We start from the raw sequence: 25841 nt of genomic DNA, 5'->3' as shown, positions 1-25841 counted from the left end.
TTTGGAGCGTGATATGATGGATCGAAATCAACAGGGAATTCAATATATGCAAGAAGGCAAGTATGAAGAAGCGGCGAAAGTGTTTACGGAGGAAATTGAAAAGAACCCGAATGAACCTGTCGCATACATAAATTTTGGCAATGTATTAATGGCGGTCGGCGAGGCGGATAAGGCGGAGCGTTTTTATCAAAAGGCGCTGGAAATAGATGAGAAGGCTGCCGCGGCCTATTATTCGCTCGGCAATTTATATTATGAAGCCGACAAGCTGATGGAAGCGAAGGATATGTTTGAAAAGGCAATCCAGCAAGGCCTCGAAAACGGCGATGCTTATTTCATGCTTGGAATGACGCTGATGGCTCTTGGCCAGGCGAAGCTTGCCATGCCGTATTTGCAGCGGGCGGTTGAGGTGAATCCTGACGATGTGGATGCCAGATTCCAATATGCTCTCTGCCTGGCAAATGCAGAAGTGTATGAAGAGCTGATCGAGCAGCTGAATCTTGTCGTGGAGAAGGATCCGGAACATGCGGACGCTTACTATAATCTGGGAGTTGCTTATGCAGGATATAAGGAAGATGTGCCTGCCGCTCTTGCTTATTTTGGAAAGGCGCTTGCTGCCCAGCCGGATCACATGCTGGCCGCCAATGGAAAGAATTTGATGGAAGCAATGCTCGCAGAAGAAGAGTAAGGGGCGGAAAGGCTGTTGGAAAGGAGGGAGAAGGTTTTGGACAAACAAGATTCCCTTGATTTGTTTTCAGAAGAAAAGCCATTTATGAAAGGCCGCCATCTGGTGACGATTTTCCACAATGAGTCGAATATGTACTCGGTGGTGCGGATCCGCGTGGATGACACCAATGTGAATTATGATGAAAAGGAAGCGGTCGTAACCGGCTATTTTCCGAGAATGCATGAACACGAGACCTATATGTTTTACGGGAAAATGAAGGAGCATCCCCGCTTTGGGCTTCAGTTCCATGTAGATCATTTCCGCAAGGATCTGCCGCAGAGCAAGGAAGGCATTGTCAGCTATCTGTCAGGAGAGCTGTTTAAAGGGATCGGCAAGAAAACCGCTGAGAGTATCGTAGACGAACTTGGCGAACAGGCGATCTCCAAAATCCTTGCCCAGCCTTCGCTGCTTGATGATATTCCGAAGCTGTCGGGAGAAAAAGCGAAAAGCCTGTATGACACCCTTGTTGAACATCAGGGGCTGGAGCAGGTGATGATTACGCTGAATCAGTATGGATTCGGTCCCCAGCTGTCCATGAAAATCTATCAGCTGTATAAGGAAGAGGCTGTTTCCATCATTCAGAAAAACCCATATCAATTGGTTGAAGATGTCGAAGGAATCGGCTTTGGCCGGGCGGATGAACTGGGGCGGCAACTGGGACTTTCCGGCGCGCACCCGGATCGGATTAAGGCAGCCTGCTTCTATACGCTGGAAACGAAGTGCCTGCAGGAAGGGCACTCTTTTCTCGAAGCGGAACAGCTGCTGGAAGAGGTCAAGCGCCTCTTAGAGGACAGCCAGCATCATGAAATCGAGTTTACAGATATTTCGGCGGAAATACTCAAGCTGGAAGAGGAAGGCAAGATTGTCGTGGAAGAGCAGCGGGTTTATCCGCCGTCCCTCTATTATTCTGAAAAAGGGATTGTTACGAACATTCAGCGGGTTCTCTCCCAGGATGAATATGCCGATCAATTTCCGGAGTCTGAATTTCTGATGGCACTCGGGGAGCTTGAAGAAAGGATCGGTGTCAGCTATGCACCTGCGCAGAAAGAGGCGATCCAGACGGCTCTTCAGTCGCCGATGCTAATCCTGACAGGAGGCCCGGGAACCGGGAAAACGACGGTCATTAAAGGAATCGTTGAGCTTTACAGCGAGCTGCACGGCGTTTCCATGGATCCGAAAGACTATAAAAAAGAAGAACCGTTTCCATTTGTTCTGGCTGCACCTACCGGAAGAGCGGCCAAACGGATGGCAGAGTCCACAGGCCTGCCGGCTGTCACCATTCACCGGCTGCTGGGCTGGAATGGAAGCGAAGGGTTTTCCCATGATGAAGACACGCCGATCGAAGGAAGGCTTGTCATTATCGATGAAGTATCGATGGTGGATACGTGGCTGGCCCATCAGCTGTTTAAGGCATTGCCTGAACATGTCCAGCTGATTCTTGTCGGGGATGAAGACCAGCTTCCGTCTGTCGGTCCCGGCCAGGTACTGAAGGACCTTCTTGCTTCTGGAAGTGTGCCGACTGTAAGCCTTGAGCAAATCTACAGGCAGGAGGCCGGCTCCTCGATTATCGAGCTGGCCCATGAGATTAAAAAGGGCCGGGTTCCGGAAGGAATTGCACGCCAGCAGGCTGACAGGTCTTTTATCAGATGCCAGACAGGCCAAATTGCCGATGCGGTTGAAAAGGTGGTCAAGAACGCGAGAACAAAAGGCTATACGGCCAGGGACATTCAAGTTCTCGCTCCGATGTACCGGGGACCAGCCGGCATTGATGCCCTGAACAAAATGCTGCAGGAGGTTTTCAACAGCAATGCTGACGGGAAGCGGCGGGAAATCAAATTCGGTGACGTGATTTACAGGACAGGGGATAAAGTGCTTCAGCTTGTCAATCAGCCGGAGGAAGGCGTTTTTAACGGTGACATGGGCGAGATTGTGTCCATTCTATTCGCAAAGGAGAACACGGACAACGTTGATAAGCTGGTCATTTCCTTTGAAGGGATTGAAGTCACTTATTCAAAGCAGGATTTGAATCAGATTACACATGCTTACTGCTGTTCAATCCATAAATCGCAGGGAAGCGAATTTCCGATTGTCATCCTGCCGGTCGTCCGCAGCTATTATCGGATGCTGCGCCGTAATCTGCTGTATACTGCGATTACCCGAAGCCGGGAGTTTCTCATTCTTTGCGGTGAGGAAGAAGCTTTCCGAATGGGGATCGAACGGAATGATGAGATGCAGCGGAGGACAACGTTGAAAGAGAAATTGCAGGGAATCGAAGTCGCCGGTTCACCGGATCCTGCTGCTCTGTCGGATAAGAAGGAAGAGGAGCCGGCCGATTACTATGAACGGCTGATGGCTGCTGACCCAATGATCGGGATGGAACATGTAACCCCATATGATTTTATGTAAAACGAAGCCCCGTAAAGATGGATGTAAATCTGCTCTTTACGGGGTGCTTTTGTGTTTTTCGGCTGTCTGAACCTATTTTTTTCTCGTGAATAAGATTTTAAGAGAGAAAGGGAAGACGGGTGGGAAGGATGGATGACGTCTCAAAGGGTTTCCATGGAACAGGACTTCGGACAGCTGATGATTCAATTGGTTTCTACAGATCAGAGACACAGTCAACTAAAGAAGATATAAAAGAAATCTTCGGAGCTTGGATCCAGGCAGCCGGGACCATTATTTCTGCTATCAGCACCACACCGGGAAAGTTCAGTGAAGAAGAGGAAGATGCACTGGATCTGGTGGGGAATGTTCTCCAGGCAGTCGGGGCCGCTCTGGAGGCGGACGGGGAGAAACATTTTGAAAAAAAAGCCGGCAGTGCGATCCAGTCTTTCGGTAATTCAACGGTCATTGCCGGCCTTTTAGTAAGAGATGATGAAAAGGGGAGACGCCTGGTAATCCAGGGGAACTTGCTTCAGGCGCTCGGAAACTCTGTTACATTATCCGGAGAACTTAAAGATCCGTTAGTACCCGGAAAGGGCTATCATGTGATCGGGAACATCCTGCAGGCCATCGGCAATTTGATTCAGGCGATTGCAGAAGCGACAGAGCAAGATGAATCCCGTCTGGACGGGACGCTTCTTTCTGTCGGGAGCTGGATTCAGGCAGTCGGATCCGTCTTCAGCGCCATCGGCCAGGTGAGGGAGGAGCTGGCCGGCGATGGATGATAAGATATCTTTTACGTATGCCGGAACAGAAAATGGGGCACACTGGTTGAAAATGGAAACGGGACTCCGTTTTCAGCCAAAGAGCGAAAGAGGTGCCTATTTATTATGGAAATGAAATGTCCGAATTGTAAAAGTAAGGATGTCGGCAAAATAGGAGTCAATCAATACTATTGCTGGAACTGTTTTATCGAAATGAGCGTTGCTGAAGGGCTGATCAATACACATCAGGTGGAAGAAGACGGCAGCCTGAGTTCGCTGGATGATCTTTTTGATGAGAATGACCGCCGCTTCAGTGTATAAAGGATAGCAGAGCCTGATCCTTTTGACGAAAGCGCTATGAATGAAACGTCCGTTTCTAAGCAAACTAAGCGGGGAGGCGACGGACGTGGATATTCGATTGAAATGGTTTTACCGGCTTGGTTTCTTGCTGCTGTTATTTTTTGTCCTGCTTATCTTCTGGAAGCTTAAACCGATTTGGCTGCCGATCCTGGCAGTGGCGGCGACGGTGCTTGGCCCTTTTTTGATTGCGGCTTTCATTAGCTACCTGCTTCATCCGGTTGTGGAATTCCTTCATCATCGGGGCTGGAACCGGGGGCTATCGATTGCCTTGATTTATTTACTTTTTTTCGGAGCGGCAGGTTTCGGCCTTTATAAAGGGATTCCGGCGATCATGGCTCAAGGAAATGAACTGGCCAAAAGTCTGCCCGATTTGGCCGAACGTTATAAGGAATGGATGAAGTCGTTAGACCACCATACGTCAAGATGGCCGTTTGGGATTCATGAGCGGCTGGAACGCGGAATCGGAATGTTTGAAGAACGGATTGCCGGGATGACGGAGAAGGTAATCGGCTATTCAATGAGGGTGTTTGATTTTATCCTTTTGGCAGCTTTGATCCCGTTCATGGCTTTTTACATATTGAAGGATTTTGCCCATCTGAAAAAGCTGGCCTGGTCTGCCGTCCCGCGAAAGTGGAGAAGTCAGGGAGAAGGGTTTTTAAAGGATGTGGATGCCTCGCTTGGCGGCTATATTCGCGGTCAGTTAATCGTTTGCTCCGCCATTGGCATTATTTCCTCGCTGCTGTTTTGGATATTTGGTCTGCCCTATTCCCTCTTGCTGGGACTGATTGTCGGCATCACGAATATTATTCCTTATTTCGGCCCGATCATTGGAGCCGTGCCAGCGGTTGTGATTGCCGCGACGATGAGTCTGAAGATGGTCATCATTGTGGCCATTATCATCTTGGTACTTCAGTTTTTGGAGGGTAATATCCTTTCGCCGCTTATTGTCGGGAAAAGCCTTCATATGCACCCGCTTTTCATCATGCTTGCCCTTCTTGCAGGCGGAGAAGTGGGAGGAGTCCTTGGAATGATTGTCGCAATTCCGGTGCTGGCGATCCTGAAAGTGACCGTCGTTCATGCGCTCGTCCATTTCCGGAAAAGGGAGCCTGCTGTTGACAAATAAAAAGCTTGTGAATATAATCCATACATAAGCTAATTCGTAGATGGACCGAGTATGCTGAAGCCCGTTTTTAGAGAGAAATCCTCCAGGCTGAAAAGGATTTCAGGCGAAGAGCAGCAGAAAGCTAGTCCGGAGTGCAGGTTAATCCCTGCCGTTTTAGGCCGCGTTAAGGCTGACATGAGGTGATGGACAGGCAGAGTGCTGTCCATAATCAGGGTGGTACCGCGAGCAAACTCTCGTCCCTGTTTTGGGATAGGAGTTTTTTTTGTGCTTATTTTTACTTTTACATATTTTTCAAGGAGGAATACGAAATGAAATATTTAACGGGTGCCCAAATCCGCCAGATGTATTTGGATTTCTTTAAAGAAAAAGGTCATGCAATCGAGCCGAGCGCTTCTTTGGTTCCCCATGAGGATCCGTCCTTGCTTTGGATCAATTCAGGAGTTGCGACATTGAAAAAGTATTTTGACGGAAGGGTGATTCCGGAGAACCCAAGAATCACGAATGCGCAGAAGGCGATCCGGACAAACGATATTGAGAACGTCGGGAAAACGGCGCGTCACCATACATTCTTTGAAATGCTTGGAAACTTTTCCATCGGCGACTATTTTAAAGAAGAAGCGATCACATGGGCGTGGGAGTTCCTTACCGATGAAAAGTGGATTGGTTTCGACCCAGAGAAGCTTGCCGTGACGATCCATCCGGAAGATGAGGAAGCGTTCGAGCTTTGGCATAAAAAAATCGGCATTCCGTCTGAACGGATCATCCGTCTGGAAGAAAACTTCTGGGATATCGGCGAAGGCCCAAGCGGACCGAATACGGAAATCTTTTATGACCGTGGCCCGGAATACGGAGATGACCCAAATGATCCGGAATTGTACCCCGGCGGCGAAAATGAACGCCATTTAGAAGTCTGGAATCTTGTTTTCTCTCAATTTAACCATAATCCAGACGGTTCTTATACACCGCTTCCGAAGAAAAACATTGATACAGGCATGGGGCTTGAGCGGATGGCCTCTGTTGTCCAAAACGTGAAGACGAACTTTGACACAGACCTGTTCATGCCGATCATTCATGCTGTTGAGCAGTATACAGATGTGAAATATGGCGACAGTTCAGAGACGGATGTTTCCTTCAAGGTCATCGCCGACCATATCCGGACTGTGACCTTTGCTGTGGGTGATGGGGCGCTTCCTTCTAATGAAGGCCGCGGCTATGTACTTCGCCGCCTGCTGCGCCGTGCGGTACGCTATGCGAAGCAAATCGGCATCAATAAGCCATTTATGAATGAATTGGTTCCGGTTGTCGGAGAAATCATGAAGGACTTCTATCCAAGTGTTCTTGAGAAAAAAGACTTCATCGCTAAAGTGGTGAAAAATGAAGAGGAACGTTTCCATGAGACGCTTCATGACGGACTGGCGATTTTATCTGAAGTGATCAAAAAGCAAAAAGCAGCAGGTGCGGGTGAAATTCCGGGTGCTGATGCCTTCCGTCTATATGACACGTACGGATTCCCAATCGAGCTGACTGAGGAATATGCGGAAGAAGAAGGAATGAAAGTTGACCACGAGGGATTTGAGAAAGAAATGGAAGCGCAGCGCGAGCGTGCCCGTTCTGCCCGTCAGGATGTCGATTCCATGCAGATCCAGGGCGGCGTTTTAGGCGACATTAAAACGGCCAGTGAATTTATCGGCTACGATACGCTTGAAGCGGATGCCCAGGTTGTTGCCATTGTGAAGGATGGAGAGCTGATCCAAGAGGCAGGAGAAGGCGAAGAAGTCCAGATTATTCTCGACAGAACTCCATTCTATGCAGAAAGTGGCGGACAGATTGCAGATACAGGCGTCATTTCCAGCGAAAACGTCACGCTTGCTGTCCTGGATGTTCAAAAAGCGCCAAACGGTCAGAATCTTCACCGCGTCACTGTTACAGCAGGCACACTGACAGCGGAAGAAAAGGTTAAAGCCGCTGTAGCCTTCGAAAACCGGAGTGAAATCACGAAGAACCATACGGCGACACACCTGCTGCATCAAGCACTGAAGGACGTGCTCGGCACTCATGTTAACCAGGCGGGTTCATTGGTTGAAGCTGAACGCCTGCGTTTTGACTTCTCTCATTTCGGACAGATTACACCGGAAGAGCTTGAGAAAATCGAAATGATTGTAAATGAAAAGATTTGGAAAAGCTTACAAGTGGACATTGATTATAAAGGAATTGATGAAGCGAAAGCGATGGGCGCTATGGCGCTGTTTGGCGAGAAATACGGCAAGATTGTCCGTGTTGTCCAAATCGGCGACTACAGCATCGAGCTTTGCGGCGGTGTGCATGTACCGAATACAGCCGTGATCGGCCTGTTCAAGATTGTCTCTGAAAGCGGAATTGGCGCAGGAACCCGCCGTATTGAAGCCGTTACCGGAGCAGGAGCTTACAAGCTGATGGCAGACCAAATCGGCTTATTAAAAGAAGCGGCAGCCAAGCTTAAGACCAATATCAAGGACGTTCCATCACGTGTGGATGCGGTTCTGGCTGAGACGAAAGAACTGCATCGCGTAAATGAAAGCCTTGCTGCGAAACTGAGCAATATTGAAGCAGGAAGCCTTGTTTCCCAAGTGAAGGAAATCAACGGAGTCCAAGTATTGGCGGCGAAGGTTCAGGCATCCGATATGAATAATCTCCGTGCGATGGCGGATGATTTGAAACAAAAGCTTGATTCTGCGATTATTGTCCTTGGAGCTCCTCAAGATGGCAAGGTGAACTTAATTGCCGGTGTTACAAAAGATTATATTGACCGCGGATTCCATGCGGGCAAACTGATCAAAGAAGTGGCAACACGCTGCGGAGGCGGCGGAGGCGGCCGTCCGGATATGGCTCAGGCAGGCGGAAAAGACCCGGCTAAATTAGAAGAAGCCCTTCAATTCGTTGAAGAATATGTCCAATCCATTTCATAATTGGCAAAAAGTGTTGTACAATAGAAGATAAGTGTAAATCGGATCTTTGAGGAGAGGTGCAAGAGTATGAGTTCCTTTGACAAAACGATGAAATTTAATTTCTCGGAAGAACCATTCGAAAGAGATGTCCAGGATGTACTGTTCCAGGTATATTCCGCTCTTCAAGAAAAAGGGTATAATCCGATTAACCAGATCGTTGGCTATTTGCTGTCCGGTGACCCTGCTTATATTCCGCGCCACAAGGATGCAAGGAACATTATCCGGAAGCTTGAACGGGATGAAATTATTGAAGAACTGGTCAAATCGTATTTGAAGAACAGCCGAGAGGATAAATAATGCGGACAATGGGATTAGACCTTGGCTCGAAAACCCTTGGTGTTGCGGTCAGTGACGCTATGGGGTGGACGGCCCAGGGACTTGAAACAATTAAAATCAATGAAGCACAAAAAGATTTTGGCATGAAACGTCTTGGCGAAATTATTAAAGAACATGAAGTTTCCAAGATCGTGCTCGGGTTTCCGAAGAATATGAACGGAACCGTCGGGCCGAGAGGGGAAGCGAGCCAGGATTTTGCAAAATATCTCGAAAAAAAGTTTAAGCTGCCTGTCTTCTTATGGGATGAGCGGCTTACTACAATGGCAGCCGAACGGGTTCTTCTCGAGGCGGATGTCAGCAGAAGCAAGCGCAAGACGGTCATTGATAAAATGGCAGCCGTTATGATTCTGCAGGGCTTTTTGGACAGACAATCTAATTTATGAGGTGAAAGAATAATGGAACATGGTGAAAATAATATTACAGTAGTGGACGAAAACGGCAACGAGCAGCTTTGCGAAGTGCTTTTCACGTTCGATTCAGATAAATTCAACAAATCGTATGTTTTATACTACCCGATTTCTGAAAACGAAGATGAGGAAATCGAAATCCACGCTTCTTCTTTCGTTCCAAGCGAAAATAATGAAGACGGCGAACTTTCTCCTATTGAAACAGAGGAAGAATGGGATCTTGTAGAGGAAATGCTGAACACATTCCTTGATGAGGAAGACGCAGAATAAGTGGTTTGGAGTAAAGCCGGTTCGCTCTCGCGGGCCGGCTTTTTGCCTGTTCAGGCAGAGCGGGAATGTTAAATATTCCCGCAGGCTATTGACAAAAACTGACCTCTTTTGCCATAAATAGTAGTAGTGCAAGGTAGAAACTTGCAGAAAAAATGTTTATAATGTTCGGAGCGAGGGTCTTCTTACAAGGCTGCTAAGTTTGCCGGGAACAGGTTCAGGGGGAATGACCATGGATGATAAAGAAAACAAGTCGAAAAAAGAGTACATACGAGAAAAATTGCTAGAACAGCAAGGGGAGGCTAAGCTTGTCAGAAAAATTATGTTAAGGACGATCGCTGTTCTGGCTGCAGTTGCAGTCATTGCCGTGCTCGCCGGCTATTTATATATTCATTCGGCATTAAAGCCAGTTGATGAGGACGATACGACCATTAAGACGGTGCAGATTCCGATCGGTTCTTCGATCAGCAGTATTTCGACACTCCTGGAACAAGAAGGAATCGTCAAAAATGCAAAAGTATTTAAGTATTATGTCAAGCTGCATAATGAAACAGGATTCATGGCTGGAGACTATAAGCTGTCCCCGTCCATGACCATGGATGAAATTATTAAGAGTATTAAAACAGGGAAGCTGATCATGGAACCTGAGGTGAGGATTACCATACCGGAGGGCAAGCAGCTTGTACAAATAGCGGATATCATTGCCGAGAAAACAGACAAGGAGCCGAAAAAGGTACTGGCTGAAATGAATGATAAAAAATTTGTGAAAAGCATGCAGGAGCGCTTTCCAGACCTTTTAACGGATGATATTTACAATAAAAATGTCCGTTACCCGCTTGAAGGCTATCTTTTCCCGGCCACCTATGATTTCTACGAGGAAGAACCGTCAACAGAGCAAATTGTCGTTGAGATGCTGAAGAAGACGGAGGAGACTGTAAAGAGTGTGGAAGACGACATGCAGAAGAAGGACTATAGCGTCCATCAGCTCCTTACATTCGCTTCTTTAGTCGAAGAAGAAGCCACCGGCAAGGTAGACAGAGGGAAAATCGCCTCTGTATTCTATAACCGGATGGACAAAGGAATGCCGCTGCAGACAGATCCGACTGTGCTGTACTCTTTAGGCAAGCATAAGAGCAAAACGGTCTATAAAGATTTGGAAGTGGATTCTCCTTATAACACATATAAGCACAAAGGATTAACTCCGGGGCCGATTGCGAATGCAGGAATGTCCTCCATTGAGGCTGTATTGAAACCGGAAAAGACAGATTTCTATTATTTTCTGGCGACACCGGAAGGAGAAGTTCTCTATTCCAAGACCTTGGACGAGCATAACGCCAAAAAAGCGGAGCATATATCCAATAAATAACAGGCGCCCGGCGTCTTCATGAAGGGAAAGGATATTCACTTTCCCTTTATTTTTATGGTAAAATAACAAAAGTGAATTTTTTAGGCACCAGGAAACGTGCAGCTCGGCAAATGCCGGGTTTTCTTGTGTGCGGAAAAAAACGGATGGAAATGTCAGTCTTTCTGATAACTGGAGGAATGAAATGTTGAACGGGAAAATAGAAGAGTACCTTCGTTCGTTAGTTCCGGCAAAGCCCGATTTCATTAACGAAATGGAAGACTATGCGAAAAAAGAACATGTGCCGATCATGGAGCCGGAAGGGATGGAATTCCTGCTGCAATTGCTTCGGCTTCGGCAGCCTAAGGCGATTTTAGAGCTGGGGACGGCGATTGGCTATTCGGCGATCCGGATGGCGGGTGCTGTTCCTGATGCCCAGATTGTGACCCTTGAAAGAGATGAAGAGAGAATTATAGAAGCCAAAGCTAATTTTGCTAAGGCAGGAGTGGCAGAGAGAATCAGGCTCATAGAAGGAGATGCTCTCGATAATGTAGAAGAGGCCGGCGCTTTTGGTCCCTTTGATATGATTTTTATTGATGCGGCGAAAGGCCAGTATCAGCGCTTTTTTGAACATTATGAGGCGTTTTTGCGCGAAGGTGGCGTAATTGTCACTGATAATGTATTATTTAAGGGTTTAGTAGCGGGTGAGTTGGACGAAATTGATACACGGAGAATCCGCGGATTAGTGAAGAAAATTAAAAATTTCAATGAATGGCTTGCCCATCATCCACATTATGATACAGTGATTGTGCCAATCGGCGACGGTGTGGCGATAAGCAAACATAGAGGTGAAAAAGAATGAAAAAACCGGAATTGCTCGTAACTCCGGGAAGCATAGCTGAAATGAAGCAGTTGCTTGAAGCCGGTGCGGATGCCTTCGTTATCGGCGAGCAGCGGTATGCCTTAAGGCTCCCGGGCGAATTTTCGAGGGAAGATGTCAGGAAGGCGATTGAGATTGCCCATGAAGCGGGAAAAAAGGTATATGTATCAATGAATGCCCTGTTCCATAATGAAGCAGTCGATGAGCTGAATGAGTATATCCTATTCTTGAAAGAAGCGGGTGCTGACCGGATTCTATTCGGCGATCCGGCAGTATTGATGGCTGTGAGAGAATCAGCGCCGGATATGCCGCTTCACTGGAATCCTGAAACAACGGCAACCAACTGGTATACATGCAACTATTGGGGCCGCCGCGGTGCTGTAAGAGCTGTTGCTGCCCGTGAATTAAGCATGGATGCTCTCATTGAGATGAAAGAAAAAGCCGAAGTGGAAATCGAGGTTCAGGTTCATGGAATGACGTGCATGTTCCAGTCCAAACGGACGCTTCTCGGCAATTATTTTGAATACCAGGGCAAGGCCCTTGAAGTAGAGAGCCGGGGTGCTGACCGGAAATTATTCCTGCATGATGATGAACGGGAAAATAAATACCCAATCTATGAAGATGCCAATGGAACCCATATTATGAGTCCGAATGACATGTGCATCATTGATGAGCTTCAGGATATGGTCGAAGCTGGCATTGATTCATTTAAGATTGACGGAATTCTGCAGGAACCGGCATACAGGGTGGAAGTGACCAAGCTGTACCGTAAGGCGATTGACCTTTGTACAGAAGCGCCGGACCTTTATGAAGAACAGAAGGATGAGCTCCTTGAACAGGCAGAAGCGCTTCAGCCGGCTCATCGGAAGCTGGATACAGGATTCTTCTTTAAAGAAACCGTGTATTAAGCCGTACATTCATTCAATGAAGATGGAAAAAAGCAATGAGGAGGAATAGCTTTGAACGCTATTGCTGATAAGATTTCCACGATAGTGGATGGAAAACGAGTGATTGTGAAGAAACCGGAATTGCTGGCGCCTGCAGGCAATCTCGAAAAATTAAAAATTGCCGTTCATTACGGAGCAGATGCTGTATTTATCGGAGGGCAGGAGTATGGCCTTCGTTCCAATGCAGGCAACTTCACCTTCGAGGAAATGAAGGAAGGCGTCGATTTTGCAAAGAAGTATGGGGCAAAGGTATATGTGACAACGAATATCTATGCGCATAATGAAAATATCGACGGGCTTGAAGAATATATGATGGGCTTGAAAGAAACAGGCATTCACGGCATCATCGTGGCAGACCCGCTGATCATTGAAACATGCCGCCGGATTGCACCGGAGATCGAGGTTCATCTGAGCACCCAGCAATCGCTTGCTAACTGGAAGGCCGTTCAATTCTGGAAGGAAGAAGGCTTGGAGCGGGTGGTGCTTGCGCGTGAAACGAGTGCCGAAGAAATCCGTGAAATGAAGGAAAAGGTAGATATCGAGATTGAATCCTTCATTCATGGAGCGATGTGTATTGCCTATTCCGGCCGCTGCACACTGTCCAATCATATGACAGCCCGTGATTCAAACCGGGGAGGCTGCTGTCAGTCCTGCCGCTGGGATTATGGTTTGTTTGAATTAAACGATGGCGGGGAGAAGGCTTTATTTTCAAATGAGGACGCCCCATTCGCCATGAGCCCGAAAGACCTGAAGCTGCTGGAATCCCTGCCGCGCATGATTGAAATCGGAGTGGACAGCCTGAAGGTGGAAGGACGCATGAAGTCCATCCACTATATTGCTACAGTGGTTTCTGTCTACCGGAAAGTCATCGATGCTTACTGTGCAGATCCTGAGAACTTCCAAATTAAGCAGGAGTGGCTGGAGGAACTGGACAAATGTGCCAACCGTGAAACAGCTTCTGCCTTCATGGAGGGGGAAATTCCTGGGTATAAACAGCAAATGTTTGGGAATCATAGCGTAAAGACTCGCTATGACTTTGCCGGACTTGTTCTTGATTATGATGAAGAAACCGGCATGGCGACCCTGCAGCAGCGGAATTTCTTCAAAATAGGAGACGAAGTGGAATTCTTCGGTCCTGAAATAGAAAATTTCACACAGAAAATCAGCGTCATCTTGGATGAAAAAGGAAATGAGATGGACACAGCCCGCCATCCGCTTGAAATCGTCCGCATTAAAGTAGATAAGCCTGTGTATGTGAATAATATGATGCGGAAGGAGAATTAACATAATGGGCAATCGAAAAAAACCGGTCGTGATAGGGGTTACTGGCGGCTCCGGATCAGGTAAGACAAGTGTGACCCGCGCCATTTTTGAAAGCTTTAAAGGACATTCAATCTTGATGCTTGAACAGGATTCCTATTATAAAGACCAGAGCCATCTTCCCTATGAGGAACGGCTGATGACGAATTATGATCATCCCCTGGCTTTTGATAATGACCTGCTGATCGAGCATCTTAACAAACTGCTGAATTATGAGCCTGTTGAAAAGCCGGTCTATGATTATACAATTCATACAAGATCTGAGGAAGTCATCCATGTAGATCCGCAGAATGTTATTATTCTTGAAGGGATTCTGGTCCTTGAAGACGAGCGCCTCCGCGATCTGATGGATATTAAGCTGTATGTTGATACAGATGCAGACTTAAGAATTATCCGCCGCATGAGCCGTGATATTAAAGAACGCGGCCGTTCTATTGATTCCGTGATCGATCAGTATATCAGCGTCGTCCGTCCGATGCACAATCAGTTCATCGAACCGACGAAGCGCTATGCCGATATTATCATTCCGGAAGGCGGCCAGAATCATGTGGCCATCGACTTGATGGTGACAAAAATTCAAACAATTCTTGAAGAAAAGTCTTTTTTGTAATAACATAACATAAATAATGGTAAGCTTCCTTTTACCTATTCCGTAAAAAATCGGACAATAGGAAGGAAATACTAGACAAACTGAAGAAAACGCACTACTCTAAGTGGGAAAAGCAAGAATCGGCTGCTTTTAAGACAAAGCAGTCGATTCATATATATTTCGGGTAGTGCCGTACATGAGAGTCTGGTTGCTACATAAATGAATCATGGCCTGAACGGGCCGTGACGAACTTGAAGGAGTGAAAGGGTTTGGCAATTGAAAAAGTGTTTCCGATGACAAAAGAAGGTAAAGAAAAGCTTGAACAGGAATTGGAACAATTAAAAACCGTAAAACGTAAAGAGGTAGTGGAAAGGATCAAAATCGCACGCAGCTTCGGCGACCTTTCCGAGAACTCTGAATACGATTCAGCCAAAGATGAGCAGGCTTTCGTTGAAGGACGGATTACAACGCTGGAAAATATGATCCGCAATGCGAAGATCATTGAAGAGAGCGATTTGGCTACAGATATGGTGTCACTGGGAAAAACCGTTACTTTCGTTGAGCTTCCTGACGGTGATGAAGAATCCTATACAATTGTCGGCAGTGCTGAGGCGGATCCATTTGAAGGTAAAATTTCAAACGATTCCCCAATCGCGAAAAGCCTGCTTGGCAAACGAGTGGGAGAAGAGGTTACTGTTCAGACTCCGGGCGGAGACATGAGCGTACGGATTACATCCATCAGCTAAAACGGTTTACAAGGAAGGCATGCAGTCATTTTAACGAATGGCTGCATGCCTTTTTTTGTGCACGGCTGCAGGGGGGGTATGAGAGAAATATTCAGCTTTTCGTTTTAAAATCGGACACCGCGTCAACACTGGTACAAACGAGGTGTTTGTATGATGAAAAAAAGGCTGAAACTGTTAGGAGCCGGATTGTTTCTGCTTTTGTTCCTTTTGATTGGCAGGCTTGTTCAAATCCAGCTGGTTTCCACTGAATCGTTTTCCAAGCACAAAGTCAATCTGATTGAGGCAAGTGTCACTCAACGGTCCCAGGTACTCGAGATTGATGATGGGCGCGGCAAGTTTTATGACCGCAATGGCATGGCGCTGGCCCATGAGGAAATCCCGACTCTCGTTCTTTTCCCTTTTTTAAAGAAAATGGACTGGCCAAGCGACAAGGTGGCTGACATTGCCGGTGTCGATCAGCAGCAGCTGGAGGAAGAAGTCGAAAAGAGCAAGGATCCTTTTGTTGTCGGCGGCAAAAAAAATCCGGTGACATTGACAAAGAGCCAGTCTGAGGCGATCAATTCATTGAAAATACCAGGTGTTTTCGCCGTTAATCAAAAATTGGCCAATGATCAGATCCCTGCCGCCCAGCTAATCGGAACGACGACGAAATCAGATCCGGTTAAGCAGCAGAGATATCCTGATCTGAATCTGTCTCCGGAAACGAAGGTTGGCGATACAGGTCTTCAGCGGACCTTTGACGAGTTTTTGATGTCTAACGGCGAATCGAAACTGGTCTATCACGTGGATGCAAGCGGCGGGCCTATGTTTGGCGTTGACGTCAAGTATGTCGAGCCGGCCAACCCCCTTTATCCGGTCAAGATTATGACGACGATTGATAAAGAAATCCAGGAAATCGCAGAGAAAGCCGTGGATCAGCATAACATTAAAAAAGGCGGACTTGTCCTGATTGATATCGAAAAAAATGAAATTGCCGCCATGGTATCCAGACCGGCCCTTGATTCGAAAAATCCTCATGGAGACGGGACAATCAACATGATGACTGCTCAAAAAACGCCTGGTTCGATTTTCAAGGTCGTCACCGCTGCTGCCGCCATCGAGAACGATGCGGCGCCGATCAGCAGGCGGTTTAACTGCGACTTGACGATTGACGGGAAAACCGATCAGCAGCGGAGCCTGGGCTTCCTTGATTTTGAACAGAGTTTTGCTCAAAGCTGCAACAGAGCTTTTGGCGAATTATCTCAGGAGCTTTCGGAGAAGGAACCGGACTTTTTGCAGCAGTATGCGGAAAAGCTGGGACTTATAGGCCAAAATGGCTGGTCGGGAGATGTGTATCACGCAAATGTCACCCAGCTGTACCGTGAACAGAAAGGCGTGGTCTGGCTGAAGGAAAATCTGAAGAAGGACAAGCGAATGATTGCGAAAACCGCTATTGGACAGCAGGATGTACAAGTTACCCCGCTCGCTGTGGCCAATATGATGGCCACCATTGCCAGAGGAGGGGAAAAGCAGAGCGTAAAGGCTGTCTCCCGGGTTGAGTTCAATAATGGAGCAACCGTCTTTGATTTTCCGGAGAAGCAGCTCGAAGGGGATTCCATTTCCTCATTTGGAGCCATGAAGCTGCAGAAGCTCTTGAGGTCCGTTGTCCAAAGCCCGAAAGGTACAGGAGTCTCTCTTTCTGGGCTGCCCTATGAAGTGGCCGGAAAATCCGGCACAGCCCAGACTGATTTAGAGAAAAAAGAGCTGAATAAATGGTTTGCAGGCTATTTTCCTTATAAGAAGCCGAAGTATGCGCTTGTCGTGGTTTCCCTGGAAACGAAAGAGGAAGCAGGAGGAGTGACACCTATTTTTGCAGAAATTGTAAAAGAGTTGTATACTCACGATAGACAAAGATGAAAGAAGTAGGATACTAACTTCTCGGGAAACATGTTAAAATAGGGCAGTTAACAAATGGTAGAGGAGGATTTACCGGTGGGGACAAGATTTGACCGCAGAGATAAAGAGAGAAAAGTAAATAAAGTTTATAATATTGCCATTTCCGTTGTGTCTGTTTTAATCGTGATTGTCGCCTTAAGCATCATCCTGACCAATAAGGACTCGGGTTCAGAAAAGGCTTCAAATGAAGAAACCAAACAAGAGCAGACCAATACGGACAACCCTAAGTCTGAAACTCAGAAGGAAGTAGGAAAAGGGGAAGACCCAAAAGAAGATAAATCGGAAGCTGACGAAGAAAAGGCTGAGGCTCCGGACGAAACAGACAATGAAGAAAAAGCGGATGAAGACGAAGAAACAACCGAAAAAAGTGATTCACTGGTGGAAATCGAAGGAAGCGGCGACAGCAATGTGAAAGCCACTTATTCCGATCCTGCCTGGCAGCCGGTTGGGACAGAGCAGACCGGCCAGCACACCACAAGCTTTGATAAAGGGTCAACAGACTGGAATGAAATGAGCAAGGCCATTGCCTACGGAGCCGGAATCAATGCCGGCACTATGCGAATCTGGTGGCTGCAGAATGGCGGCTCCCCTACGACAGCTATCGGAACCGTTTCTGACGGTGATAATCCGCAGACGTACCGCGTGTACATTGAATGGGTAGACGGGGAAGGCTGGAAACCTGTGAAGGTCGAGGAACTTAGGCAAAACGATAAAAGATAATAAGCAAATGAAAGAAGCAAAAGCATCCAATCTCTGTGTGAGAAATTGGATGCTTTTTATTTTTCAGAATAAATGTAAGATATAAATTGCATATGACGGGTATATATTACATAATAAAAGGTATAGATTGCGGTAGGTGGATATATGAAAAATAATGTGAAAATAACGCGGATGAAATTGTCAATGACACAAGAACAGTTAGCCAGAAGAACAGGAGTAACAAGACAGACCATTGGACTTATTGAGAAAGGAGAATATAACCCCAGTCTGCAGCTTTGTGTGGCCATAGCAAAAACACTTAGTAAAACGTTGGATGAATTATTTTGGGAGGTCGAGGAATCGTGAAGTCTTGGATATCATTTATAATGCCAAAGGATGAATATAAGGAAACAAGGATGTTATATTTTTTCTCCGAAGGGGCGGTCCTTCTTTTCCTCTTCCTGATGGTGATGGCGGTCTGTAATGAATTTTTTAAGTTAAGTGCCGGAACGGTTCTGCTGCTTTCCATTATCATTTTTCTCTTTTATGTAATGGGAAGGTATATCCTGTCTGGTATAGAGTATACAGATGTTGCAACAGAATCTTCTTTTAAGAAAGAGATAAAAAATATCGTAACGAGAACAGGCAGTTTTACGGTGATCTTTATGATTATGTCTGTATGGACTGGCGGTATGCCGGAGAATCAAATGAAATGGCTTGAAAAAATAGGATTAGCAGCATGTAGTGGCTTGTTTTTGTTTTTGATGAATGTTATATCATTGAAACGATCCTATAAAAGAAATAAGGACTTGTTGTAACCAAACGTTTCAGAATGCAGGCAAACTCGAAGATTTTTGAATTTGCCTGTATTCTTTTTTCTTTTAAAGTAGAATGATGTAAATAGCACAGGCTGATTTCCACTCTGGGTGGATGCTTTCCGCCGGAGGGCCAAGTCGCTTTACCCGCTTGAGCAGCCATCCTCTGTTTTAATCCACATTAAACGAAAGAATCCCTTTTTTTCGAAAGGATGTACCATGCTGACGATTGATCCATTAGTTCCTGAAGATCATGTAGTACGCAAGTAGAGTCAGCCATTGATTTTTCTTTCATCTCTCTCACTCTATCCTCTTAGCTTAAAATGGACGACAGCGCTGTAAAACCTTTGCCCCTCATCAGTGACATGCATCTGATGCCCAATCGAATGGACCTGAAGCATGATCGCTTTGTTGATCTCCACCTGGGCCTGAACCTTTTGCTCTAAGGCCTTTATGGAGTCTGCCTCGAAAAATTCAATTTTATCTTCTATCAAATCCAGTTTAAATTCCATCTGTCTTAGCCTCCGTAAACTTCGTTTCATGCTCCTATTCTATCATCTCCCGGCTGTTTGCTTCCATAGGGAGCGGGAAGTTTATGAAGGGGGAATAGAAGAGGCCGTCTATGCAGAACCGTTTCACTTTTAATTCATAGTATACTCATAAGAATTATATAATTAAGACAGGGGTGACCGGGGTGGGAAGGGAATTTATTGAATTATTCGAAGAATGGTCTGAAACATATGATGCAGCTGTAGGGGGACATGATAAGGAATACGCGGAAGTTTTCCGGCATTATGAATCCATTCTGGACAGTGTGGCTTCTAAGGCGGAGGGGCATGTATTGGAATTCGGTCCGGGGACAGGGAACCTGACTGCAAAGCTTCTTGAGAGAGGGCTGCAAGTGACAGGGATCGAACCTTCTCCGTCCATGCGGAGAATCGCTGCCCGGAAGCTGGCAGGCAGAACTGACTTTTTAGACGGCGATTTTCTAGAGTTTGATGCACCGGATACGGTGGATACGGTTGTCAGTACGTATGCTTTTCACCATCTCACGGATGAAGAAAAAGAGAAAGCGGTCGAGAAGTATGGAAAGTTGCTGAGAACTGATGGTAAAATAGTGTTTGCTGATACGATGTATCAATCAAGGCATGATCGCTTGAGATCAATTGAAGAGGCAAAAACAGCAGGCTTTCACAACCTGGCCGAGGATTTGGGGAGAGAATTTTACACAACCATTCCTTTTTTGCAGGGCGTATTTGAACAAAATCAGTTCACGGTTGAATTTACGCGCTGCAATCGGTTTGTCTGGATAGTGGAAGCCGTAAAAAAATAGAAAGAGGTTTTAGCAATGAAGGTAGCCATCATCGGAGCAATGGAAGAAGAAGTAACGATTTTACGGGAAAAAATGGAGAATCTTGAGAGGACTGTCATCGCAGGATCAGAATTTAATACAGGAAAGCTGAACGGCGTGGATGTTATTCTTCTTAAATCAGGAATCGGAAAAGTTAATGCAGCGATGTCGACAGCGGTGCTGCTTGAAAAATTCAAGCCGGATGCCGTTATTAATACAGGATCTGCCGGCGGATATAATCCATCCTTGAATGTAGGAGATGTTGTCATCTCGACAGAAGTTCGTCATCATGATGTGGATGTGACGGTCTTTGGATATGAATATGGTCAGGTGCCGCAGCTTCCGGCCGCTTTCCTTCCGGATGAGAAGCTGTTTGCTGCAGCAAAGGAAGCAGCGAAAGAGATCGAAGGCATTCAAGTTGCTGAAGGGCTGATCGTGACAGGCGATTCGTTCATGAACGACCCGGAACGCGTGGAATTTGTCAGAGGGAAATTCAATGACCTGTACGCTGTAGAAATGGAAGCGGCAGCCATTGCCCAGGTGGCTCACCAATTTGGCACACCATTTGTCATTATTCGTTCTCTTTCAGACATTGCCGGAAAGGAATCCAATCTTTCCTTCGATCAGTTCCTGGAAACAGCTGCACTGCATTCGGCTCAGCTTATCTTGAAGATGCTTGAGAAAGTAAACTGAACCGTTGACACGTCTCTCTGATCAGCAGGCTTTCCTGCTGATCATCCTTTTCATTTTTAACCGACTAATCTTATAAGAATTAAAGGAGATGGGTTCGGTGAAAAAGGTTCGAAGGATTCATGATTTAATTGGCTCCACACCGCTATTTGAAATAACCTCATTTTCCCTCCCTAAAGAAATCCGGATTTTTGCAAAGCTTGAATATTTCAATCCAGGCGGCAGTGTAAAGGACCGGCTGGGGATGGAGCTTTTGGAAGAAGCCTTTCGCACTGGAAAGCTAAAGCCTGGAGGAACCCTCATTGAACCGACTGCCGGAAATACCGGCATCGGTCTGGCGCTAGCCGCCCTCAGCCGGGATGTGAAAGTGATTGTCTGTGTACCGGAAAAGTTCAGTATCGAAAAACAGGAATTAATGCGGGCGCTCGGCGCTGAGATTGTCCATACACCGACGGAAAAAGGAATGCGCGGAGCCATTGAAAAGACGGAGGAGCTTCTTGCTGAAATATCCGGTTCTTACAGTCCGCGGCAATTTGCCAATGATTCAAACCCAGCCGCTTATTATAAAACATTGGGACCGGAGCTTTGGGAACAGCTGAATGGGGACATCGACGTTTTTGTGGCAGGGGCCGGCACAGGCGGTACCTTCATGGGAACATCGAGATTTTTAAAAGAAAAGAATCCTGGGGTCAAAACGGTAATTGTCGAACCGGAAGGATCCATTTTGAATGGCGGGCCGGCAGGATCTCATGAAACAGAGGGGATTGGCATGGAATTTCTGCCGTCTTTTATCGATGAACGCTATTTTGACAGGATCCATACCATCTCAGATGATGAGGCCTTCGATTATGTCAGACAGCTGGCCCGAAAGGAAGGGCTTTTCGTCGGCAGTTCATCCGGTGCCGCTTTTGCCGCTGCTTTGAAAGAAGCGCAGACTCTTGAACAGGGGAACATTGCCGTGATCTTTCCAGATTCCAGTGAACGGTACTTAAGCAAGAATATTTATCGGGAGGCATGAAAAATGAGGAAAAAAACGCAATTAATCCATGGCGGCATTCCGGGCGATGAACAGACAGGGGCCGTCTCCGTCCCCATATACCAGGTCAGCACCTATAAGCAGGACCGGCCGGGACAGCATCGCGGCTATGAATATTCCCGGACAGGGAACCCGACCCGTTTTGCTCTGGAAAAGCTGGCAGCAGAGCTTGAAGGCGGTACGGCAGGCTTTGCTTTCGCTTCAGGAATGGCGGCGATGACAGCCGTAGCGATGCTGTTCAAACAAGGAGACCATATCCTGATGACAGATGATGTATATGGGGGATCTTTTCGCCTTATGACCAAGGTGCTGAATCGCTTTGGTCTCACCGTGACGTTTGTGGATACGAGTGATTTGGCTAAGCTGCAGCAGGCGATACAGCCTGACACAAAAGCCCTATTCATAGAGACCCCAACGAACCCCTTGCTGAAAATTACCGATATTAAAGAGGCTGCCAGTATCGCCCGGAAACATGGACTGCTTACAGTGGTGGATAACACGTTCGGTACACCTTATTGGCAAAACCCGCTTGCGCTAGGGGCTGATTTTGTTCTGCACAGCGCGACCAAATATCTTGGCGGGCACAGTGATGTAGTGGCCGGGATCGCCGTCGTGAAGGATCCACAGCTTGCTGAAGACCTCCATTTCATTCAAAACTCCACAGGCGGCGTGCTGGGGCCTCAGGATTCCTGGCTCTTAATGCGCGGAATGAAAACGCTTGGGATCCGTATGGAGGAACATGAACGGAATGCCCGGGAAATTGTGCGCTTCCTGAGCGATCATCCTGCTGTCGCTTCTGTTTATTATCCAGGACTTGAAACCCATCCGAATCACGAGATTGCCAAAAAACAGGCCCGCGGTTTCGGAGGGATGATTTCCTTTGATGCCGGCAGTGCAGAAAAAGCGGCGAATATTTTGGAAAAGGTGAAGTACTTCACACTCGCTGAAAGTCTTGGTGCTGTGGAAAGCTTGATTTCTGTTCCGGCTTTGATGACCCATGCCTCTCTGCCGGCCGAGCGGAGAGGGAATCTTGGCATCACGGACGGACTCGTCAGGATTTCCGTCGGTCTGGAAGATGTTGAGGATCTCATCGAAGATCTGGGAAATGCCTTGAAATAATGTGCCAATATTTACCTCCTGAACATTTCCGATGATATGGTAAAATGAAAGAGTAATTTTTTCAGTTTGAAAGTAGGTGGAAATGGGTATGATAAATCGCGATGAAAAGAAATCTGCCGGTTTATATGCGAAAATGGCAGACTTCAAAAATTTCGCCATCATCCTGTTATGTGTCGGTGCCTTCTTCTATCTGGGCACCATTATCCCTCAAGCGGGGAAGACGGAATTCAGCACATACGGGTATTTAAGTGCCTCTCTTTTGTTCCTGACGATGTCGATTGGCTTTTTCCTTCAGTCGGCCAGATATAAAAAGATCTTGGCAGAACTTGAAGAGTAAATGATAAATAGAGCTGTTTCCGCCGGAAATGGTTAACTTATAGAATGATTGTCCTCCTTCCTGTATGTCAGGACGGATCAGACAGCAGACAGCGCAGAGCTTCGGCTCGGTGTTTGTCTGCTGTCTTTTTATTTGCCCCCACAAACATAAATTAAGCAATTGGAAATAATTTCACCTTTTAGGCGAAAAACGGTTTACAAACCGCTTGTCAATGGATATACTTACCATATAATATTTTAAACTATTCAGAAAAGGAGGTCGAAGTAACATGATGAAGTCTAAATTGGTACTCCAGCAAAGCACGTATCTTGTTCCTGGCAAAATGGATTCTCAAATCACATACGATTCGACCTGTACCTTTGATGAATATGATCACTAAGGCATAAAGCCTTCGTTTATTCTATTCTTACATACATAGGCCGCAGGAAGAATTGTCCTTCCCAGCGGCCTTTTTATATCTAAAAGCCGGCCGCAGGGGGGTATTCCTTTCTGCGGCCCTTTTGTGTCCTTTTTTGGAAGGGAAAATTGACAGCCTGTACTATGAAATAAAAAATCTTCCTGAAAGGGGGTGAAGTATATGACACTGAATATCTTGTTTTTAACCATTACGATTAAGAAAAAGCGGCTAACCGCGGAAGAATGTCTCCATCAGGAGGAGATCCAGCGCCTGCGTGATGAGCATCTCGACAAGGCCATCCAGAATCACAGATTTTTTTAAAATGATGAGAAGGAGGGGAAAAAGATGAAGCAACAGCGGAAAAAGGTGATGGCCCGCGTCTAATCAAATGGGAGAGGAGACCATAAAGACATGATGTTGAATATGTTATTTTTTACAATCAGTATTAAGCGAATCCCTATGACGGCAGAAGAGTATATGCATCAGGAAAAAATCAAGCGTCTGCGTGAGGAATTGCAGGCAAAGGCTATGATGAACCGGCCATTTTTATAAGAAAATCAAGAAGAGAAAGGCGGAATGAATATGTGGATGAAAGAGAAAATGGGAAAAAGGATTACGGTATGGCTCATACATCAGAAGGATACCGGCTAACACAGACAGTTCACAGATTTGTAATGGATTAGTGATGAAATGTTCATACTTCAAGAAGCTTCGAATAAAGGATCCGTGTTACGCTTTGGTATAAGGAAGACATCTCGCCAAGGAGTGGTTCAATGTTTGGGATGGTAGCGGTGCTTATGGTCACTGCGTTTATCGGAACGCTCATAGCTGCTGAAGTATTCATTGAAGCGGATTAAACAAAAAACTCGGCCCGGAAGCCGAGTTTTTTCGTTAGCAATCTTTGAAACCGGGGCCGTAATAACCAGGTCCTCCTCCACAGAAGCCTCCGCCGAAACCTGCAAACCACCAAAATCCGAAGATTAACAGCAGGACAAAGAGGACAATGACCAGCGCGATCCAGGCACCGCCGCCTCCGCCGTAATATGGGTTGGGTCCTGGATAGGCTCCTCCGCCGGCGCCATACCCATATCCATATGGTCCAAATCCTAAACTCATTTGATAACCTCCTTTATTACCAGACTCCTCTCAGTATATGTTCTGAAAGGGTAGTCCGTATGGTTGAACGCCCATATTCGGCTTCCGTTTTGCCCCTTTTTCGAGGAATGGCAAGGGTTCGCCTTCTCTCATTCTTTTGGCTGGATTAATAGTTTTGCCCGTACAGGCACGGACTGGCCTTGCTGTGCATAGGTATTAACATAGGCGAATGTCCATATGAAGCGGAGGGGTCAACATGCCGGGAATTTTCACAGTAATTGGCTTGCTTATGAAAGAGGTCTATCTGTTCGTCTCCTATGTCAAGAACAACGCCTTTCCCCAGCCTTTGTCAGCGCAGGATGAGAAAAGATACTTGAAACTCATGAGTGAAGGGGACGGGGACGCGAGAAACATTCTGATTGAGCACAACCTCAGGCTGGTGGCTCATATTGTGAAAAAATTTGAAAATACAGGCGAGGATACAGAGGATTTAATCTCGATCGGAACGATCGGGCTGATCAAAGCCATCGAAAGCTATTCAGACGGCAAGGGCACGAAGCTGGCAACCTATGCGGCGCGCTGTATCGAAAATGAAATCTTAATGCATTTACGGGCCACAAAGAAGACAAAGAAGGATGTTTCGCTGCATGATCCGATTGGCCAGGATAAGGAAGGGAACGAGATTTCCCTCATTGATGTGCTTAAATCGGAAAGTGAGGATGTTGTTGATACGATTCAGCTGAATATGGAATTGGAAAAGGTAAAGAAATATATCGATATCCTGGATGAACGGGAAAAAGAAGTCATTGTAGGGCGGTTCGGCCTTGATTTAAAAAAAGAAAAAACCCAGCGGGAAATTGCGAAGGAGCTTGGCATTTCCAGGAGCTATGTCTCGCGGATTGAAAAAAGAGCGCTTATGAAAATGTTTCATGAATTTTACCGGGCAGAAAAGGAAAAACAAAAGGGAAAGTAAAAAGAATCATCGTTTGCAGCTAAAAGTCCTCCGCTTACATTCATTGTGAGCAGGGGACTTTTAGCTGTTCCCTTAAATTTCCTCTTTGATTGGCAGCTAGAAAGGAACCAGCCACGGCCTAAAAGAAATGTAAACCGCCTTGTTCTGCAGCAGAATTACAAGAAGGGCCAAACCGCTAAGTGTTTGGCCCTTCCGTTTAAGATGGCGTTAGCCCTTTAAAAAC

The 25841-nt window shown here is 46.4% G+C and carries 30 protein-coding genes; 28 read left to right on the top strand and 2 right to left on the bottom strand.

All coding sequences use genetic code 11. The features are described 5' to 3' along the window. The first annotated feature begins 16 nt into the window (after positions 1–16). The 20 genes from BQ4305_RS06180 (at position 17) to BQ4305_RS06090 (ending at position 18623) form a co-directional block, all read left to right on the top strand. Complete coding sequence (locus tag BQ4305_RS06180) at positions 17–685, top strand: tetratricopeptide repeat protein (RefSeq protein ID WP_110926982.1); 669 nt, start codon at positions 17–19, stop codon at positions 683–685. 36 nt (positions 686–721) lie between these two features. Beyond that, on the top strand, positions 722–3130 hold the full coding sequence (gene recD2, locus BQ4305_RS06175) for an SF1B family DNA helicase RecD2 (protein ID WP_110926981.1): 2409 nt from the start codon (positions 722–724) through the stop codon (positions 3128–3130). Between the two features lie 128 nt (positions 3131–3258). Beyond that, entirely contained in the window at positions 3259–3891 is a 633-nt protein-coding gene (locus tag BQ4305_RS06170; RefSeq protein WP_234396887.1) for a DUF6944 family repetitive protein, read from the top strand. Further along, positions 3884–4006, top strand: coding sequence for a hypothetical protein (locus tag BQ4305_RS21990; RefSeq protein WP_267888091.1), 123 nt, complete (start codon positions 3884–3886; stop codon positions 4004–4006). Before BQ4305_RS06170 ends, BQ4305_RS21990 begins: the two co-directional genes overlap by 8 nt. After that, positions 4003–4191 carry a hypothetical protein gene (locus BQ4305_RS06165; protein WP_110927348.1) on the top strand — a complete coding sequence of 63 codons (189 nt, stop codon included), beginning with the start codon at positions 4003–4005 and terminating at the stop codon, positions 4189–4191. The genes BQ4305_RS21990 and BQ4305_RS06165 overlap by 4 nt, the downstream gene beginning before the upstream one ends. A gap of 85 nt (positions 4192–4276) precedes the next feature. Then, entirely contained in the window at positions 4277–5353 is a 1077-nt protein-coding gene (locus BQ4305_RS06160) for an AI-2E family transporter (protein ID WP_110926980.1), read from the top strand. Positions 5354–5661: 308 nt separating this feature from the next. Then, positions 5662–8298, top strand: a complete 2637-nt coding sequence (gene alaS, locus BQ4305_RS06155; RefSeq protein WP_110926979.1) for an alanine--tRNA ligase — start codon at positions 5662–5664, stop codon at positions 8296–8298. Between the two features lie 66 nt (positions 8299–8364). Then, positions 8365–8634, top strand: coding sequence for an IreB family regulatory phosphoprotein (locus BQ4305_RS06150; RefSeq protein ID WP_110926978.1), 270 nt, complete (start codon positions 8365–8367; stop codon positions 8632–8634). Beyond that, positions 8634–9056 carry a Holliday junction resolvase RuvX gene (gene ruvX, locus BQ4305_RS06145; protein ID WP_199880591.1) on the top strand — a complete coding sequence of 141 codons (423 nt, stop codon included), beginning with the start codon at positions 8634–8636 and terminating at the stop codon, positions 9054–9056. Before BQ4305_RS06150 ends, ruvX begins: the two co-directional genes overlap by 1 nt. A 12-nt stretch (positions 9057–9068) precedes the next feature. Next, positions 9069–9350, top strand: coding sequence for a DUF1292 domain-containing protein (locus BQ4305_RS06140; RefSeq protein ID WP_110926977.1), 282 nt, complete (start codon positions 9069–9071; stop codon positions 9348–9350). Between the two features lie 229 nt (positions 9351–9579). Then, positions 9580–10713: an endolytic transglycosylase MltG gene (gene mltG, locus BQ4305_RS06135; RefSeq protein ID WP_199880590.1), complete on the top strand. Its 1134-nt coding sequence runs from the start codon at positions 9580–9582 to the stop codon at positions 10711–10713. Between the two features lie 181 nt (positions 10714–10894). After that, positions 10895–11551 carry an O-methyltransferase gene (locus BQ4305_RS06130; protein WP_110926975.1) on the top strand — a complete coding sequence of 219 codons (657 nt, stop codon included), beginning with the start codon at positions 10895–10897 and terminating at the stop codon, positions 11549–11551. Then, positions 11548–12477, top strand: coding sequence for a peptidase U32 family protein (locus BQ4305_RS06125; protein WP_110926974.1), 930 nt, complete (start codon positions 11548–11550; stop codon positions 12475–12477). The genes BQ4305_RS06130 and BQ4305_RS06125 overlap by 4 nt, the downstream gene beginning before the upstream one ends. A gap of 51 nt (positions 12478–12528) precedes the next feature. After that, positions 12529–13800 (top strand): peptidase U32 family protein, encoded by a 1272-nt coding sequence (locus BQ4305_RS06120; RefSeq protein ID WP_110926973.1) that lies wholly within the window; start codon positions 12529–12531, stop codon positions 13798–13800. A gap of 4 nt (positions 13801–13804) precedes the next feature. Beyond that, the gene (udk, locus tag BQ4305_RS06115) at positions 13805–14446 is read left to right on the top strand and encodes a uridine kinase (protein WP_110926972.1); all 642 of its coding nucleotides are present in this window, start codon (positions 13805–13807) and stop codon (positions 14444–14446) included. Positions 14447–14694: 248 nt separating this feature from the next. Next, entirely contained in the window at positions 14695–15171 is a 477-nt protein-coding gene (greA, locus tag BQ4305_RS06110; protein ID WP_110926971.1) for a transcription elongation factor GreA, read from the top strand. Positions 15172–15321: 150 nt separating this feature from the next. Continuing rightward, positions 15322–17067 carry a penicillin-binding transpeptidase domain-containing protein gene (locus tag BQ4305_RS06105; RefSeq protein ID WP_110926970.1) on the top strand — a complete coding sequence of 582 codons (1746 nt, stop codon included), beginning with the start codon at positions 15322–15324 and terminating at the stop codon, positions 17065–17067. A 75-nt stretch (positions 17068–17142) separates the two neighbouring features. Next, positions 17143–17826, top strand: coding sequence for a YrrS family protein (locus BQ4305_RS06100; protein WP_199880589.1), 684 nt, complete (start codon positions 17143–17145; stop codon positions 17824–17826). 144 nt (positions 17827–17970) lie between these two features. After that, the gene (locus BQ4305_RS06095) at positions 17971–18171 is read left to right on the top strand and encodes a helix-turn-helix transcriptional regulator (RefSeq protein ID WP_110926968.1); all 201 of its coding nucleotides are present in this window, start codon (positions 17971–17973) and stop codon (positions 18169–18171) included. After that, positions 18168–18623: a DUF3278 domain-containing protein gene (locus tag BQ4305_RS06090; protein ID WP_110926967.1), complete on the top strand. Its 456-nt coding sequence runs from the start codon at positions 18168–18170 to the stop codon at positions 18621–18623. Before BQ4305_RS06095 ends, BQ4305_RS06090 begins: the two co-directional genes overlap by 4 nt. A gap of 302 nt (positions 18624–18925) precedes the next feature. Here BQ4305_RS06090 and BQ4305_RS06085 read toward each other — a convergent pair whose 3' ends face one another. After that, on the bottom strand, positions 18926–19132 hold the full coding sequence (locus BQ4305_RS06085; protein ID WP_110926966.1) for a DUF2536 family protein: 207 nt from the start codon (positions 19130–19132) through the stop codon (positions 18926–18928). 182 nt (positions 19133–19314) lie between these two features. Here BQ4305_RS06085 and BQ4305_RS06080 point away from each other — a divergent pair, with 182 nt between their 5' ends. From BQ4305_RS06080 to BQ4305_RS06050, 7 genes are all read left to right on the top strand, one after another. Further along, a complete protein-coding gene (locus tag BQ4305_RS06080; protein WP_110926965.1) occupies positions 19315–19953 on the top strand; it encodes a class I SAM-dependent methyltransferase in 639 nt (212 codons plus the stop codon). A 15-nt stretch (positions 19954–19968) separates the two neighbouring features. Further along, positions 19969–20664 (top strand): 5'-methylthioadenosine/S-adenosylhomocysteine nucleosidase, encoded by a 696-nt coding sequence (mtnN, locus tag BQ4305_RS06075; RefSeq protein ID WP_110926964.1) that lies wholly within the window; start codon positions 19969–19971, stop codon positions 20662–20664. A gap of 97 nt (positions 20665–20761) precedes the next feature. Then, positions 20762–21679: a PLP-dependent cysteine synthase family protein gene (locus tag BQ4305_RS06070; RefSeq protein ID WP_110926963.1), complete on the top strand. Its 918-nt coding sequence runs from the start codon at positions 20762–20764 to the stop codon at positions 21677–21679. Between the two features lie 3 nt (positions 21680–21682). Further along, positions 21683–22816: a bifunctional cystathionine gamma-lyase/homocysteine desulfhydrase gene (locus BQ4305_RS06065; protein ID WP_110926962.1), complete on the top strand. Its 1134-nt coding sequence runs from the start codon at positions 21683–21685 to the stop codon at positions 22814–22816. Between the two features lie 88 nt (positions 22817–22904). Continuing rightward, positions 22905–23153 (top strand): YrhC family protein, encoded by a 249-nt coding sequence (locus BQ4305_RS06060; protein ID WP_110926961.1) that lies wholly within the window; start codon positions 22905–22907, stop codon positions 23151–23153. 577 nt (positions 23154–23730) lie between these two features. After that, positions 23731–23871 carry a YrzI family small protein gene (locus BQ4305_RS06055; RefSeq protein WP_110926960.1) on the top strand — a complete coding sequence of 47 codons (141 nt, stop codon included), beginning with the start codon at positions 23731–23733 and terminating at the stop codon, positions 23869–23871. 90 nt (positions 23872–23961) lie between these two features. After that, positions 23962–24102 carry a YrzI family small protein gene (locus BQ4305_RS06050; RefSeq protein ID WP_110926959.1) on the top strand — a complete coding sequence of 47 codons (141 nt, stop codon included), beginning with the start codon at positions 23962–23964 and terminating at the stop codon, positions 24100–24102. 339 nt (positions 24103–24441) lie between these two features. On the opposite strand, the gene BQ4305_RS06045 is transcribed toward BQ4305_RS06050, so the two are convergent. Beyond that, the gene (locus BQ4305_RS06045) at positions 24442–24666 is read right to left on the bottom strand and encodes a sporulation protein YjcZ (protein ID WP_110926958.1); all 225 of its coding nucleotides are present in this window, start codon (positions 24664–24666) and stop codon (positions 24442–24444) included. A 235-nt stretch (positions 24667–24901) separates the two neighbouring features. Here BQ4305_RS06045 and sigK point away from each other — a divergent pair, with 235 nt between their 5' ends. Then, positions 24902–25618: an RNA polymerase sporulation sigma factor SigK gene (sigK, locus tag BQ4305_RS06040; RefSeq protein WP_110926957.1), complete on the top strand. Its 717-nt coding sequence runs from the start codon at positions 24902–24904 to the stop codon at positions 25616–25618. Positions 25619–25841: the final 223 nt, after the last annotated feature.

The sequence above is a fragment of the Bacillus massiliglaciei genome (assembly GCF_900098925.1).
Lineage (GTDB): Bacteria > Bacillota > Bacilli > Bacillales > DSM-1321 > Peribacillus > Peribacillus massiliglaciei.
Note: the sequence above shows the minus strand (reverse complement) of the source record. Positions and strands in the feature narration are given on the sequence as shown.